The following is a 13,773-nucleotide window of genomic DNA, read 5'->3' as shown; positions in this document are numbered from 1 at the left end:
CGTCTATGCAGCGAATCTACGAGCCGGAAAACCTGATGGAAGGTGAGTTGCTGCAAGGCATGCTGGCCAGCGAGGGCATCGAGGCGCATCTGGTGGGGCGCGATTTGCTTGGCGGGACCGGCGAATTGCCGGTCTATGGCCTGCTGGGCTTGTCGGTGGATAACGACCAGGCCGAATACGCCCGCGAGCTGATCACCGCGTACAATGCCGCGCTGCCACTGCCCGGCGATGAACCGGACAGTTTTCCCGGCACGCTGGTCTGTTAGGCTGGCGTTCGTTTTACTGAGAGTCGTGTTGCCCCATGTGTGGACGTTATGCCCTGTTTCGCTGGAACCCCGCCTTCGCGGCCCTGCCTGGCTTCCCCGCCGATCAGCAGGCCCAGTGGAATATTTCCCCCAATGATTCGGTGTTGATGCTGCGTGCAGGCGTTGACGGTCAGCGTGAGCTGGCTCGAGCGCGTTGGGGTTTGACGCCGCCGTGGCTGACTGACCTTTCCCGCACCCCGGCCCATGCCCGGGCCGAAACGGTCGCCGAACAACCGATGTTTCGCCAGGCCTTGCGCGAACGCCGTTGCCTGCTGCCGGCCAACGGTTTTTACGAGTGGCGTGGTACGACCCGCAAGCGCCCCTATTGGCTGACGCCGGGGGAGGGCTCGACTTTGTTTTTTGCCGCCATCTGGGAAGCGTATCCGGTGCAGGAGCAGGTGTGGTTGAGCACGGCAGTGATCACCCAACCGGCGGCGAGTCAGCGTCGACCGTTGATTCTGGATGCGGCGGGGCAGGAGGCGTGGCTGAATCCTGAAACACCTTTGCATGCGTTGCAGGCATTGCTGGCCAGTGAGCCTGCGGCGTTGCGCGAGCGGGTGTTGGCGAATCTGGTGAATGATCCGAAGCTGAATGGGCCGGAGTGTTTGACCCCCGGCTGATGGTTGCCTGGGCTGACGCCTTCGCGGGCAAGCCTCGCTCCTACAGGGGGGATCACTTAACCCGTAGGAGCGAGGCTTGCCCGCGAAGGGGCCTTTGGATCAAACCTTGAACTGATTGATCAACCGCCGCTGCTGCTCAGCCAGCTTGGTCAAATCCGCACTCGCCGCACTCGATTCATCCGCCCCGCCAGCCACTTCATTGGCCACTTGCCCGATGTTGATTACGTTACGATTAATGTCATCCGCCACCGCGCTCTGTTCCTCAGCCGCGCTGGCAATCTGCGTGTTCATGTCATTGATCACCGACACTGCCTGAGTAATCGTCTCCAGTGCTTCAGCCGCTTTCGCCGCATGCTGCACGCTTTCGTCAGTACGGCTCTGGCTGTCTTCCATCACCCGCACCACATCGCGGGTGCCTTGTTGCAACTGCTGGATCATGGTCTGGATTTCTTCCGTGGCCTTCTGGGTTTTCTGCGCCAGGTTGCGCACCTCATCGGCCACCACCGCAAAACCACGGCCCTGTTCGCCAGCGCGGGCGGCTTCAATGGCCGCGTTCAAGGCGAGTAGATTGGTTTGTTCGGCGATCCCGCGAATGGCGGTCAGGATCGCGTTGATGTTCTCGCTGTCCTTGGCCAGGGTCTGTACTACGCCGACAGCCTTGCCGATTTCCACGGCCAGCACGCCAATCGAGTTTGACGTATCGCGCACAATCTGCATGCCCTGGGCCGCTGCCTGATCGGCATGGCTGGCGGCTTGCGCAGCCTGGGTCGCGTTGCGCGCCACGTCTTGCGCGGTGGCGGTCATTTCATGCACCGCGGTGGCCACTTGATCGATTTCGGCCATTTGTTTCTGCACGCCAATGTTGGTGCGGATCGCAATGTCGGCGGTGTGTTCAGACGAATCGCTGACGCTCTGCACCGACGTCACGACCTGGGTGATCATCGCCTGCAACTTGGCGAGGAACGTGTTGAAGCCTTTGGCGATCGAGCCCAGTTCGTCGGCGCGGTCGCTGGTCAGGCGGCGCGTCAGGTCGCCTTCACCTTTGGCGATATCGTCGAGCATCGCGACCATTTGCTTGAGCGGACGGGCAATACCGTGGCCCACCAGCCAGATCACCAGCAAACCGATACCGGCGATCAATAAACCGACCATGGCCATACCGAAGGTGTCGGATTTGCGTTGAGCGTCCAGGTCGCCCTGGAGTTTTTGCAGGTCGGCCATTACGGCGTTCAGCGGCAGTTGCAGCATCAAGGTCCAGCGCGCATCGGTCTGGCCGATGCCGAACGGCAGGTACAGCTCGATCCGGCCCTGGGCCTTGTCGACGGTGTAGGTCACTTCGCCGCGCTTGAGGTTAGCCATGTTGGCGATCTGTTTGCTGTCGAGAATGTCGCTGACTTTTTCGCCGAATTTGCTCGGGTCCTTGGTGTAGGCAACGATCCGGCCATTACCGCCGATCAGCGCCATTTCCCCTGCGCCGCTGTACAGTTTCTGATTCGCGCCCAACAACATTTCCTGGATGAAGTTCACCGACAGATCGGCGCCGACGATGCCTTGGAAGGCGCCGTTGAGCATGATCGGTTCAATAAAGGAGGCGAGCATGACGATCTTGTCGCCGACCTTGTAGGGCGCGGGATCAATCACGCAGGATTTCTTGGCTTCTTTCGAACACAGGTAGTATTCGCTGGCGCGCACGCCAGTGGACAGGGTTTTCTGGTCGTCGACGTCCACCAGTTTGTCCAGGCCCAGGGTGCCGTCCTCGTTGCGGAACCACCACGGCAGGAAGCGCCCGTTGCTGGCGTCGATGCCGACCACTTTGGTATCGACGTAGGCCGCGTCGTTGTGGTCAAGCGCGTCTTTTTCCCAGCCTATATAAGTGCCGAGAATTTTCGGGTTCTTGACCACGTTTTCCTTGATCAGGCTGATCAACTGCTCACGGCTCAGGCTCAGCTGCGGCTGGCCATCGGCGCCCGGTGTGCCGATCAGCGCGTTGGCCCGCACCAGGCCGCCGGCGATCAGCAGCGGCGCTTCGAGCTCACGCTGGATCTGGCTGACCTGGGTTTGCGCCAGAGAGGTCAGGCGCTGCTCGATCACTTGCTCGAATTGCGCCTGGGTCCGCTCCTGGACCATGTCTTGCGTCCGCGCGCCGGAAAACAGTGCGTACAGCACCAGCGCGGCGACTACGCTAAGAACGATGGCGCCGGCGAGGGCTGCCACGGAAAACTGGATCGACTTGAATTTCATGGGTGCTCCGCACGCAAGAGGACGTCTGCGGAGGTTTATCGGCAGGAGCCTGGAGGGTCATGAGCGGGGTCGGGCGAAATGGCTGTTTTGGAGTGTTGGATGTCGCAAATGAATCATTGCGGGGCCGTTGTCGGCCGGGGCCAGCGTCGGTATGTGAATTTTTTCCTACGGCCATGAGAGCTTTGGCTGAAATGTGCGTCTACTCATCTGCGTAACTGGCGTCGATAACATTCCCGCCCAGGATACGCGCCATGTTTCCAGGGAGTTTTTTGATGAACAAGACATTGGTTGTGTGTGCGCTGAGTGCAGGTTTGCTGCTTGCCGGTTGTCAGTCAGTCAATACCACCAGCGGCGGCGCCGTCGGCGTTGAGCGTAAGCAGTACATGTTCAGTATGTTGTCCACTGACGAAGTCAACCAGATGTACGCCCAGTCTTATCAAAAGACTGTCGGAGAGGCGAACACCAAAGGCGTGCTGGACAAGACCAGTAACGATGCCAAGCGCGTCCAGATGATTGCCGACCGGCTGATTGCCCAGGCGCCGGTTTTCCGTCCGGATTCGGCCCAGTGGAAATGGGAGGTCAATCTGATCAAGAGCGACGAGCTCAACGCCAACTGCGGGCCTGGCGGCAAGATCTTTTTCTACACGGGGCTGATCGACAAACTGCAACTCACCGACGATGAAATCGCCGCGATCATGGGGCATGAAATTGCTCATGCCCTGCGCGAGCATGGTCGTGAAGCGATGTCCAAGGCGTACGGCGTCGAAATGGCCAAGCAGGGCGCTGGCGCGTTGCTCGGTCTGGGCCAGGACAGCCTGGCCCTGGCGGACACCGTGGCGAAATACGGCATGACCTTGCCCAACAGTCGTGGCAATGAAAACGAGGCGGACCTGATCGGCCTCGAACTGGCGGCCCGTGCCGGATACAACCCGAACGCCGCGATCACGTTGTGGAACAAGATGAGCAAAGCCTCGGAAGGCGCGCCGCCGGAGTTCTTGAGTACTCACCCGGCTTCGTCCAGCCGGACGGCGGCGTTGCAGGGGGCGATTCCGAAGGTGATGCCGTTGTACGAGAAAGCGCCTAAATCCTGATAGTCATGCAGTGAGGCTGCTGATGCCTTCGCGGGCAAGCCTCGCTCCTACAGTTCAGCGCATCCCTGTAGGGGCGTGGCTTGCCCGCGAAGAACGATAACGCGGTCTAACGACCTACCGCGTCAAACCCACCCACTGCTCTGCATCGCCTTGTACACCGCCACAATCGCCAGGATAAAGAACGCCGACGCCGCCAGGCGACGGATCAGGGTGAGCGGCAATTTGTCCGCCGCAAAGTTACCCGCCAACACCACGGGCACGTTGGCAATCAACATCCCGGCGGTGGTGCCGATGATCACCAGCCACAGTTCCGGGTATTGCGCGGCGAGCATCACCGTGGCGACCTGGGTTTTGTCGCCCATTTCGGCCAGGAAAAACGCAATCAGCGTGGTCAGGAACGGCCCGAACTTGCGGGCGGTGCTGGCTTCATCGTCGTCCATCTTGTCCGGCACCAGGGTCCACAGCGCGGTCGCGGCGAAGCTCGCTGCGAGGATCCAGTGCAACACTGCATCCGAGAAGAAACTCCCGAACCAGGCACCTACTGCGCCGGCTGCCGCGTGGTTGGCCAGGGTCGCGGCGACGATGCCGGCAATGATCGGCCAGGGTTTGCGAAAGCGGGCAGCGAGAATGAGCGCGAGCAGTTGCGTTTTGTCGCCGATTTCGGCCAAGGCAACGATTGCGGTGGGAACGAGCAGAGAGTCCAGCATCAGGGATTTTCCTAAGGGGCGGGTCGACACGGCTATGACACGTACAGCCTTCCCGCCCCGGGTAAGGTGTTCGTGTCATAGGTCTTGTCAAACCCTGCGATCCGTCTGATGCGGACGCTTGGGTCGCATACGCCATGGTCTGTTGACCAAGTATGTTGACGTATGCCGGACGAGCATGACGCTCGTGGGAGACTACTCCCCTAGGACGGAGCGGATTCTGCCTAGGCAAATCCGATTGGGCAAGCAGAAAGTTTTATCCACGCTTGGCCCGGTAAATCCTGAAACCCTGTCCTTCAGCCTTGATCGCGCACACGCCCAAGTGCTCTTCGATCAGCGGTTGGTACTTCAGGAAACTGTTCGCTACCAAGCGCAGTTCGCCGCCGTTTTTCAGATGTTTGGCTGCTTTTCGCAGCAAATTCTCGGTTGCGAAGTAATCGGTATGGACGCCGACATGGAACGGTGGATTGCTCAGAATTGCACTCAAACCCATCGGTGCCGCATCGATGCCGTCACCGGTTATCACGTCGGCTTCCAGGCCATTGGCGGCCAGTGTCAGGCGACTGCTGGCTGCTGCAAACGCATCCACGTCCAGCAAAGTGACCTGATTGTGTGGATAACGGCGTTTCACGGCGGCGCCCAACACGCCCGCACCGCAACCGAAGTCGAGCAAGTGGCCGCTCGGCAACTTGTCCAGATGCTCCAGAAGCAGCGCGCTGCCACGATCCAGCCGACCGTGGCTGAACACGCCCGGCAGGCTGATGACTTTCAGCGGACCTTCGGCCAGCGGCAACTCATACGTCTGGGCCAGGCTTTCCAGCGACTTGGCTTCTGGCGCGTTGGCCACGGTAACCAGCCAGAGCTGGCAATGCCGCGCGCTGTCGAGCTTGCGTGGCTTGCCGAACGGGTTCAGTTGCTTGGCCGCGCCTTCTATGCCGCTGCGTTTTTCACCCACCAGGTACAACTCGCGACCGGTCAGGCGCGAGGCGAGGGCGTTGAGGATGTAGTCGGTCAGGTCCTTGGACTTGGGCAAAAACACCACGGCTGTCTCGAACTCACGCTCGGGCGCGTTCACACCAAAATGGCTGCGCTCGGCAAAACGCGCGTCCAGCGCCGCTTGATCGCCGGCGTGCCAGCACCAGCCGTGGGCATCGGGCAGGCGGCCCAGCAAGTCGTCGGCGGGCAAACCGGCCAACAGCACCGAACCCTGGAATAACTCGGCCTGACGAAGCAGTACTTCACTGCGCGGATCCATAACTGCTCCTGTGAAAAAAAGTGCCGCAGTCTATCAACTGACGACCCGCAGCGCTTTACCGCTGAAGTAGCCCTGCGCGTTTTCGGTCAACTGACCGACGATCCGCTGCCGCGCCTCGCGACTGCCCCAGGCGTTGTGCGGCGTGACGATCAGCCGTGGGATGTCATCGGCCAGCAATGGATTGCCGGCGTTCGGTGGCTCGACGCTCAGCACATCGGTGGCCGCGCCGCCCAGATGACCGTTGCGCAAGGCATCGACCAGCGCCTGTTCATCGATCAAACCACCGCGTGCGGTGTTGACCACGAAAGCGCCGGGTTTCATTGAGGCCAGTTCTCGGGCACCGATGAAGTGACGGGTGTGCTCGTTGAGTGGGCAATGCAAGGTGAGGGCGTCAACTTGCGGCAGCAGTTCATCCAGCGGCAAACGATCCGGCCGGGCAGGGCGCCCCGGAATCTGGCCCAGCAGCACGCGCATACCGAACGCTTCAGCCAGCCGCGCGACCGCGCCACCCAATTCGCCATGGCCGAGCAGGCCGAGGGTTTTTCCCTCGAGTTCGACAATCGGGTAATCCAGCAGGCAGAACTGCTTCGCTTGCTGCCAGCGGCCTTCACCGACGGCTTTCTGATAATCGGCCAGACGCGTGGCCAGGTTGAGCAGCAACATGATCGTGTGCTGCGCCACCGACGGCGTGCCGTAACCCTGGCAGTTGCAGACCGTGATGCCGTGGGCGCGAGCGGCCGCGAGGTCGACGTTATTGGTGCCGGTGGCAGTGATCAAAATCAGCTTCAGGTCCGGGCTGGCAGCGATGGCGGCGGCGTCGATCAGGATCTTGTTGCTGATGGCCACGGTGGCGCTTTTGAGGCGTTCGATCACCTGCTCCGGCGCGGTTTGTGCGAACAGTTGCAAGTCGTCAAAGCAGTCGCGCAACGGGCTGAGGTCGAGATCGCCCAAATCCAGCGACGGATGGTCGAGGAAAACGGCGCGGCGAGAGTTCGTCATCAACTGTACCTTTTGTGCATTGAACTGAAGGCGTAATCTGCCGAGCCTACCAGATGAAACAAATGGTTACCCATTGCCAGGCTGGACACTGACCCTGTGGGAGCGGGCTTGCTCGCGAAGGCGGCGTGTCAGGTAACAAAGATGTTGACTGACACTCCCTCTTCGCGAGCAAGCCCGCTCCCACAGGGGGAGACCTTGTAAATTTCAATTAGACCGATCTGCCCCAGAGGAGCCCCCATGTACTGGACAGAGTTCTTGACCGTTGCCCTGATTCACTTGCTCGCCGTCGCCAGCCCCGGCCCGGATTTCGCCGTGGTGGTACGTGAGAGCGTGACTCACGGCCGTCGCGCCGGAACCTGGACAGCGCTGGGCGTCGGTACCGCGATTTTCCTGCACGTCGGTTATTCGTTGCTCGGCATCGGCCTGATCGTGTCGCAGTCGATCGTGCTGTTCAACGCCTTGAAATGGGCGGCTGCCGCTTACTTGCTGTACATCGGCTACAAGGCCTTGCGCGCTCAACCGGCCAAACCGGTTGCCGACGATCTGCACAAAGAAGCTGGCGAACGCACGCCGCGCGGCGCCTTCACCTCAGGTTTCGTGACCAACGGCCTGAACCCGAAAGCCACGCTGTTCTTCCTGTCGTTGTTCACCGTGGTGATCAACCCGCACACGCCGCTGGCGGTACAAGCGAGCTACGGAATCTATCTCGCAGTGGCGACGGCCGTGTGGTTCTGCCTGGTGGCGCGACTGTTCAGTCAGCAACGCGTGCGTGCCGGTTTCGCCCGCATGGGCCACTGGTTCGACCGGACCATGGGTGTGGTGCTGATCGCCATCGGCGTGAAACTCGCGTTTACCGAGGCGCATTGATCGCGCAGTGCCCGACAGATAACGATTTCCCGCAAATGCTGGCGCAAAGCTAGCATTTGTACGGCTCTGCAAATCATTCCTTTGGCTGATTTGGCCGGCGTATAAGGGTTCTAGAGTGGTTACCTCTTAAAGCCAACACCGTGCAGTCAGAAAAGGGATTCTTATGTTGCAGACTCGCGTTATCCCCCCAGCCGAAGGCGCTTACCAGTATCCGCTGCTGATCAAACGGCTGCTGATGTCTGGCGCTCGTTACGAGAAAACCCGCGAGATCATTTACCGCGACCAGTTGCGCTACAGCTATCCGACCCTGATCGAGCGGGTCGCGCGGCTGGCCAACGTGCTCACGCAAGCTGGCGTCAAGGCCGGCGATACCGTGGCGGTGATGGACTGGGATAGCCACCGGTATCTGGAATGCATGTTCGCCATCCCGATGATCGGTGCGGTGATTCACACCATCAACGTGCGCCTGTCTCCCGAACAGATCCTCTACACCATGAACCACGCCGAGGACCGCTTCGTGCTGGTCAACAGCGAGTTCGTCGGGCTGTACCAGGCGATTGCCGGGCACCTGACCACGGTCGAGAAAACCCTGCTGCTGACTGATCTGCCGGAAAAAACTGCCGACTTGCCGAATCTGGTGGGCGAATACGAGCAGTTGCTGGCAGCCGCGAGCACGCAATACGACTTCCAGGATTTCGACGAAAACTCGGTCGCGACCACGTTCTACACCACGGGCACCACCGGTAATCCTAAAGGTGTGTACTTCACCCATCGGCAACTGGTGCTTCACACCATGGGCGTGTCGACCATCATGGGCGCCATCGACAGCGTGCGCCTGCTGGGCACCAACGACGTGTACATGCCGATCACGCCGATGTTCCACGTGCACGCCTGGGGCTTGCCGTATGTGGCAACCATGCTCGGGCTCAAGCAGGTTTATCCCGGTCGTTACGACCCGGAATACCTGGTGGAGCTGTGGCGCAAGGAGAAGGTCACCTTTTCCCATTGCGTACCAACCATTCTGCAAATGATCCTTAACTCCAAAGCCGCGCAAATCACTGACTTTGATGGCTGGAAAATTGTGATCGGGGGCAGTGCGTTGAACCGCACGTTGTACGAAGCCGCCAAGGCCAACGGCATTCAGTTGACCGCCGCTTATGGCATGTCGGAAACCGGACCGCTGATCTCGTGCGCGCACCTCAACGACGAGTTGATGGCCGGCACCGAAGACGAACGCACCACGTATCGCATCAAGGCCGGCGTACCGGGGCCTTTGGTGGAGGCAGCGATCGTCGATACCGATGGCAACTTCCTGCCCGCCGATGGCGAGAGTCAGGGCGAACTGGTGCTGCGTGCGCCGTGGCTCACCGAGGGCTACTTCAACGAGCCGCAGAAGGGCGCCGAGCTCTGGGCCGGGGGCTGGCTGCACACCGGCGACGTGGCGACGCTGGACAGCATGGGCGTGATCGACATACGCGATCGCATCAAAGACGTGATCAAGACCGGTGGGGAGTGGATCTCCTCTCTGGACCTCGAAGATCTGATCAGTCGCCACGTGGCGGTACGCGAAGTAGCAGTGGTGGGTATCGCCGATCCACAGTGGGGCGAGCGCCCGTTTGCGCTGTTGGTGATCCGCGAAGGGCATGAGATCGGGGCTAAAGAGCTCAAGGAACACCTCAAGCCATTCGTGGAATTGGGCCACCTGAGCAAGTGGGCGATCCCGAGTCAGATCGCCCTTGTTACTGAAATTCCCAAGACCAGTGTCGGCAAGCTCGACAAGAAGCGTATCCGCCTCGACATTACTGAATGGCAGGCCAACAACAGCACCTTCCTTTCGACACTTTAAGCGCCTTCTGGCGTGCCCCAAAGGGCACGCCAGCCCCACCAAGCAAGCGCTTGGCTTGTGAAATCCGAATTTTCAGCCATCCTTGCGGTGCCGACATGCGTCGGACTGGCGAAAGGACTGTTCCAGAGTGGCCGGCAGCTGCAAATCACACTTTAGAGGGATCAAGCTCTACTACCTGCTGGCTATAGTCCGCTCAAGGATTTTTAAGAACGGAGCAAACGCACAAAACGGGGCGATGCAATTTTGGAGTGACTTCGGGACGCCTTGGCTCCTCGTCACCCACAACGTTTTTAGAAGTGCTAACTGCCATAACAATAATGCACATGGAGTAGCGTCGATGACATCAGTAAACAAGTTCTGGCGCCGGGCGAAATTGCCCCTGGCGGTCAGTCTCGCCTCTTCGCTCGCCGGGCCTGCATTCGGCGTCAGTTTCAACGTTGGTGAAATCGAAGGTCAGTTCGACTCTTCCCTGTCGATCGGTGCCAGTTGGTCGACCGAGAGCGCCAACAAGAACCTCATCGGCGTCAACAACGGTGGCCGCGGTCTGTCCCAGACCTCCGATGACGGTCACTTGAATTTCGAGAGCGGTAAAACCTTCTCGAAGATCTTCAAGGGCATCCATGACCTTGAATTGAAATATGGCGACACCGGCGTTTTCGTCCGTGGAAAATACTGGTACGACTTTGAACTGAAGGACGAAAGCCGTCCGTTCAAGGACATCAGCGACAGCAACCGCAAGGAAGGCGCCAAGTCCGCCGGCGGTCAAATTCTCGACGCCTTCGTCTACCACAACTACTCCGTTGCCGATCAGCCGGGTTCCGTGCGTCTGGGCAAGCAGGTAGTGAGCTGGGGTGAAAGTACCTTCATCGGCGGCGGCATCAACTCAATCAACCCGATCGACGTGTCCGCGTTCCGTCGTCCGGGTGCCGAGATCAAGGAAGGCCTGATCCCGGTCAACATGTTCTATGTGTCCCAGAGCCTGACCGAAAACCTGTCGGCTGAAGCGTTCTATCAGCTGGAATGGGACCAGACCGTTGTCGATAACTGCGGCACGTTCTTTTCTCAACCGGACATCGTCGCCGACGGTTGCGACACCAACTTGCGCGTGCTGAACAAGCGCTCGCAGATTCCAGCCGTTGCGTTGGGGCCGTTGGCCGCCAACGGCGTTAATGTCAACGACGAAGGCGTCCTGGTCCGTCGTGGCCCGGACCGTGATGCACGAGACAGCGGCCAGTGGGGCGCGTCCCTCAAGTACATGTTCGAGCCGCTGGACACCGAATTCGGTGCCTACTTCATGAACTACCACAGCCGTGCGCCGATCTTCAGCGCCACGGGCGCGCCACAGTCGGTCTATAACACCGCTGCTGCACTGCCAGGCCCGTTCGCCGCACTCGCGCCGTTGCTGGTGGCCGGTAACTCGAAATACTTCATCGAATACCCGGAAGACATTCGCCTCTACGGCCTGAGCTTCTCCACCACCCTGCCTACCGGTACGGCGTGGAGCGGTGAACTGAGCTACCGTCCGAACGCGCCGGTGCAGCTCAACTCCACCGACATCCTGTTCGCCGGTGTACGTCCTCTGGGCGGCGCCCTGGGCAACGCTTCGCTGCTCTCTGCCGGCCCGGGTCAAGATCTGCACGGCTATCGTCGTAAAGAAATCACCCAGTTCCAGACCACCCTGACGCACTTCTTTGACCAAGTCATGGGCGCAAGCCGTTTGACCCTGGTGGGCGAAGTGGGCGTAACTCACGTCGGCGGCCTGGAAAGCACCTCCGACGTTCGTTATGGCCGCGACCCGGTCTACGGCCCGGGTGAATTGCCAGCCACTGGCACGGTGAATACGTGCGTGGCACTCAACACCAGCACCATCAACGGCGCCGGCCCGGGTACTGCGACCAACAACCGCAGCCGCAACTGCAACGACGAAGGTTTCACCACGTCCACTTCGTGGGGTTATCGCGGTCGTGCCATCTGGGAATACAACGACGTGTTCGCCGGTGTGAACCTCAAACCGAACGTGGCCTGGTCCCACGACGTCAGCGGTTACTCGCCAGGCCCTGGCGGCAACTTCGAGGAAGGTCGCAAAGCGGTCAGCCTGGGCGTTGATGCCGAATACCAGAACACCTACACCGCGAGCCTGGCGTACACCAACTTCTTCGACGGCAAGTACACCACCGTGGATGACCGCGACTTCGTTGCGCTCAGCTTCGGCGTGAACTTCTAAGCACTGATTATCAGGACGAACACACCTATGAAAATAACCAAGAGTCTGTTCCACGCCGGTGTTCTGGGGCTTTCGCTGCTGGCGACCAGCGTCATGGCGGCAGTGCCTGCCGCCGAAGCGGACAAATTGGGCAAGAGCCTGACCCCGATGGGCGCCGAGATGGCGGGCAACGCTGACGGGTCTATTCCGGCCTGGAAACCGATGGCGAAAAACGCTGGCAACGTCGACGGCAAAGGCTTCCTGTCCGATCCGTTCGCTAGTGAAAAGCCGCTGTTCACCATCACTGCGCAGAACGTCGACCAGTACAAGGACAAGCTCGCACCGGGCCAGTACGCGATGTTCAAGCGCTACCCGGAAACCTTCAAGATCCCGGTCTACCCGTCCCATCGCGGCGCCACCGTGCCGGATGCCGTGTTTGCCTCCATCAAGAAAAACGCCACCAGCACCAACCTGGTGTCTGGCGGCAACGGCCTGGAAAACTTCGAAACCGCAGTTCCGTTCCCGATCCCGAAGACCGGGGTTGAAGTCATCTGGAACCACATCACCCGCTATCGCGGTGGCAGCGTGACCCGCCTGGTAACTCAGGCCACGCCACAACCGAATGGCTCGTACAGCCTGGTGTACTTCCAGGACCAGTTCGTGTTCCGCGACAAGATGAAGGATTACGATCCGGCGAACCCGGGCAACATCCTGTTCTACTTCAAGCAGAAAGTGACCGCGCCGGCACGTCTGGCCGGTGGTGTGCTGCTGGTGCACGAAACCCTCGACCAGGTTAAAGAGCCGCGTTCGGCGTGGGTCTACAACGCTGGTCAACGTCGTGTGCGTCGTGCGCCACAAGTGTCCTATGACGGGCCGGGTACTGCGGCGGATGGCCTGCGGACCTCCGACAACCTGGACATGTACAACGGTGCGCCGGATCGCTACGACTGGAAACTCGAAGGCAAGAAAGAGATGTACATTGCCTCCGACAGCTACAAACTCGACTCGCCGCAACTGAAGTACGCCGACATCATCAAGGCCGGTCACATCAACCAGGACCTGGCTCGCTATGAGCTGCGCCGGGTCTGGCATGTGGTTGCCACCTTGAAGGAAGGTCAACGTCACATCTACGCCAAACGTGACTTCTACATCGACGAAGACACTTGGCAAGCTGCGGTGATCGACCACTACGACGGTCGTAACCAACTGTGGCGTGTGGCGGAAGCTCACTCCCAGAACTACTACAACGTTCAAGTGCCGTGGTACACCCTGGAAACCTTGTACGACCTGCAATCGGGCCGTTACCTGGCACTGGGCATGAAGAACGAAGAGAAGTCGGCATATGACTTCGGCTTCACCGCGACCACCAGCGATTTCACACCCGCTGCACTGCGTCAGGAGGGGGTTCGCTAACCTGCACTGAACCGAGGCCGCATCCTCGAAAAACGCCCCGACTGGTTCGGGGCGTTTTTTTTTTTGCCTGGCCATCCATGCATCCGTAGGAGCGAAGCTTGCTCGCGATATAGGTAGTCCGTATCTACATCGCATGTTTTCAGATACACCGCGTCATCCCCGATCGCGGGCAAGCCTCGCTCCTACATTCTTTTTGTAGCCATTTGTAGCAATAACCTTCATTCCCTCT

At 59.9% G+C, this 13,773-nt stretch carries 11 protein-coding genes, 1 pseudogene and 1 riboswitch; of the genes and pseudogenes, 8 read left to right on the top strand and 4 right to left on the bottom strand.

Features of this window, described 5'->3' with window-relative positions; all coding sequences use genetic code 11:
- The first annotated feature begins 5 nt into the window (after window positions 1-5).
- Window positions 6-266 carry a putative signal transducing protein gene (locus tag ACYZTM_RS10015; protein ID WP_131059464.1) on the top strand — a complete coding sequence of 87 codons (261 nt, stop codon included), beginning with the start codon at window positions 6-8 and terminating at the stop codon, window positions 264-266.
- A 35-nt stretch (window positions 267-301) separates the two neighbouring features.
- Window positions 302-925, top strand: a complete 624-nt coding sequence (locus ACYZTM_RS10010; RefSeq protein ID WP_046048287.1) for an SOS response-associated peptidase — start codon at window positions 302-304, stop codon at window positions 923-925.
- 99 nt (window positions 926-1,024) lie between these two features.
- Here the strand turns inward: ACYZTM_RS10010 and ACYZTM_RS10005 are convergent, their stop codons facing one another.
- Window positions 1,025-3,166, bottom strand: a complete 2,142-nt coding sequence (locus tag ACYZTM_RS10005; protein WP_131059463.1) for a methyl-accepting chemotaxis protein — start codon at window positions 3,164-3,166, stop codon at window positions 1,025-1,027.
- 272 nt (window positions 3,167-3,438) lie between these two features.
- Between ACYZTM_RS10005 and ACYZTM_RS10000 the strand changes: the two genes are divergently transcribed.
- On the top strand, window positions 3,439-4,257 hold the full coding sequence (locus ACYZTM_RS10000) for a M48 family metallopeptidase (RefSeq protein ID WP_461988431.1): 819 nt from the start codon (window positions 3,439-3,441) through the stop codon (window positions 4,255-4,257).
- Window positions 4,258-4,379: 122 nt separating this feature from the next.
- On the opposite strand, the gene ACYZTM_RS09995 is transcribed toward ACYZTM_RS10000, so the two are convergent.
- The 3 genes from ACYZTM_RS09995 to ACYZTM_RS09985 form a co-directional block, all read right to left on the bottom strand.
- Complete coding sequence (locus ACYZTM_RS09995; protein ID WP_131059461.1) at window positions 4,380-4,964, bottom strand: TMEM165/GDT1 family protein; 585 nt, start codon at window positions 4,962-4,964, stop codon at window positions 4,380-4,382.
- Between the two features lie 89 nt (window positions 4,965-5,053).
- Window positions 5,054-5,178: riboswitch (yybP-ykoY riboswitch) on the bottom strand.
- A 39-nt stretch (window positions 5,179-5,217) separates the two neighbouring features.
- Window positions 5,218-6,216, bottom strand: coding sequence for a methyltransferase (locus ACYZTM_RS09990; protein WP_461988429.1), 999 nt, complete (start codon window positions 6,214-6,216; stop codon window positions 5,218-5,220).
- Window positions 6,217-6,249: 33 nt separating this feature from the next.
- Window positions 6,250-7,215, bottom strand: coding sequence for a 2-hydroxyacid dehydrogenase (locus ACYZTM_RS09985; RefSeq protein WP_131059459.1), 966 nt, complete (start codon window positions 7,213-7,215; stop codon window positions 6,250-6,252).
- 72 nt (window positions 7,216-7,287) lie between these two features.
- Between ACYZTM_RS09985 and ACYZTM_RS09980 the strand changes: the two are divergent.
- The 5 genes and pseudogenes from ACYZTM_RS09980 to ACYZTM_RS09960 form a co-directional block, all read left to right on the top strand.
- Window positions 7,288-7,413 (top strand): annotated as a pseudogene (locus ACYZTM_RS09980) (metal ABC transporter ATP-binding protein); the annotation flags it as partial.
- 39 nt (window positions 7,414-7,452) lie between these two features.
- Window positions 7,453-8,082 (top strand): LysE family translocator, encoded by a 630-nt coding sequence (locus ACYZTM_RS09975; RefSeq protein WP_131059458.1) that lies wholly within the window; start codon window positions 7,453-7,455, stop codon window positions 8,080-8,082.
- A gap of 163 nt (window positions 8,083-8,245) precedes the next feature.
- Window positions 8,246-9,928 (top strand): fatty acid--CoA ligase, encoded by a 1,683-nt coding sequence (locus ACYZTM_RS09970; RefSeq protein ID WP_131059457.1) that lies wholly within the window; start codon window positions 8,246-8,248, stop codon window positions 9,926-9,928.
- A gap of 337 nt (window positions 9,929-10,265) precedes the next feature.
- Window positions 10,266-12,152: a DUF1302 domain-containing protein gene (locus ACYZTM_RS09965; RefSeq protein ID WP_131059456.1), complete on the top strand. Its 1,887-nt coding sequence runs from the start codon at window positions 10,266-10,268 to the stop codon at window positions 12,150-12,152.
- Window positions 12,153-12,179: 27 nt separating this feature from the next.
- The gene (locus ACYZTM_RS09960; protein WP_131059455.1) at window positions 12,180-13,544 is read left to right on the top strand and encodes a DUF1329 domain-containing protein; all 1,365 of its coding nucleotides are present in this window, start codon (window positions 12,180-12,182) and stop codon (window positions 13,542-13,544) included.
- Window positions 13,545-13,773: the final 229 nt, after the last annotated feature.

Source organism: Pseudomonas sp. MDT2-39-1, from assembly GCF_054898085.1.
This window is presented reverse-complemented; position numbering and strand designations above follow the sequence as displayed.

Excerpts from the sequence above, each read along its gene's own strand:
- ACYZTM_RS09975 (WP_131059458.1), top strand. The coding sequence starts at position 7,453 with ATGTACTGGACAGAGTTCTTGACCGTTGCCCTGATTCACTTGCTCGCC.
- ACYZTM_RS09960 (WP_131059455.1), top strand. The coding sequence starts at position 12,180 with ATGAAAATAACCAAGAGTCTGTTCCACGCCGGTGTTCTGGGGCTTTCG.
- ACYZTM_RS09985 (WP_131059459.1), bottom strand. The coding sequence starts at position 7,215 with ATGACGAACTCTCGCCGCGCCGTTTTCCTCGACCATCCGTCGCTGGAT.
- ACYZTM_RS10000 (WP_461988431.1), top strand. The coding sequence starts at position 3,439 with ATGAACAAGACATTGGTTGTGTGTGCGCTGAGTGCAGGTTTGCTGCTT.
- ACYZTM_RS10005 (WP_131059463.1), bottom strand. The coding sequence starts at position 3,166 with ATGAAATTCAAGTCGATCCAGTTTTCCGTGGCAGCCCTCGCCGGCGCC.
- ACYZTM_RS09965 (WP_131059456.1), top strand. The coding sequence starts at position 10,266 with ATGACATCAGTAAACAAGTTCTGGCGCCGGGCGAAATTGCCCCTGGCG.
- ACYZTM_RS09995 (WP_131059461.1), bottom strand. The coding sequence starts at position 4,964 with ATGCTGGACTCTCTGCTCGTTCCCACCGCAATCGTTGCCTTGGCCGAA.
- ACYZTM_RS10010 (WP_046048287.1), top strand. The coding sequence starts at position 302 with ATGTGTGGACGTTATGCCCTGTTTCGCTGGAACCCCGCCTTCGCGGCC.
- ACYZTM_RS09990 (WP_461988429.1), bottom strand. The coding sequence starts at position 6,216 with ATGGATCCGCGCAGTGAAGTACTGCTTCGTCAGGCCGAGTTATTCCAG.
- ACYZTM_RS09970 (WP_131059457.1), top strand. The coding sequence starts at position 8,246 with ATGTTGCAGACTCGCGTTATCCCCCCAGCCGAAGGCGCTTACCAGTAT.
- ACYZTM_RS10015 (WP_131059464.1), top strand. The coding sequence starts at position 6 with ATGCAGCGAATCTACGAGCCGGAAAACCTGATGGAAGGTGAGTTGCTG.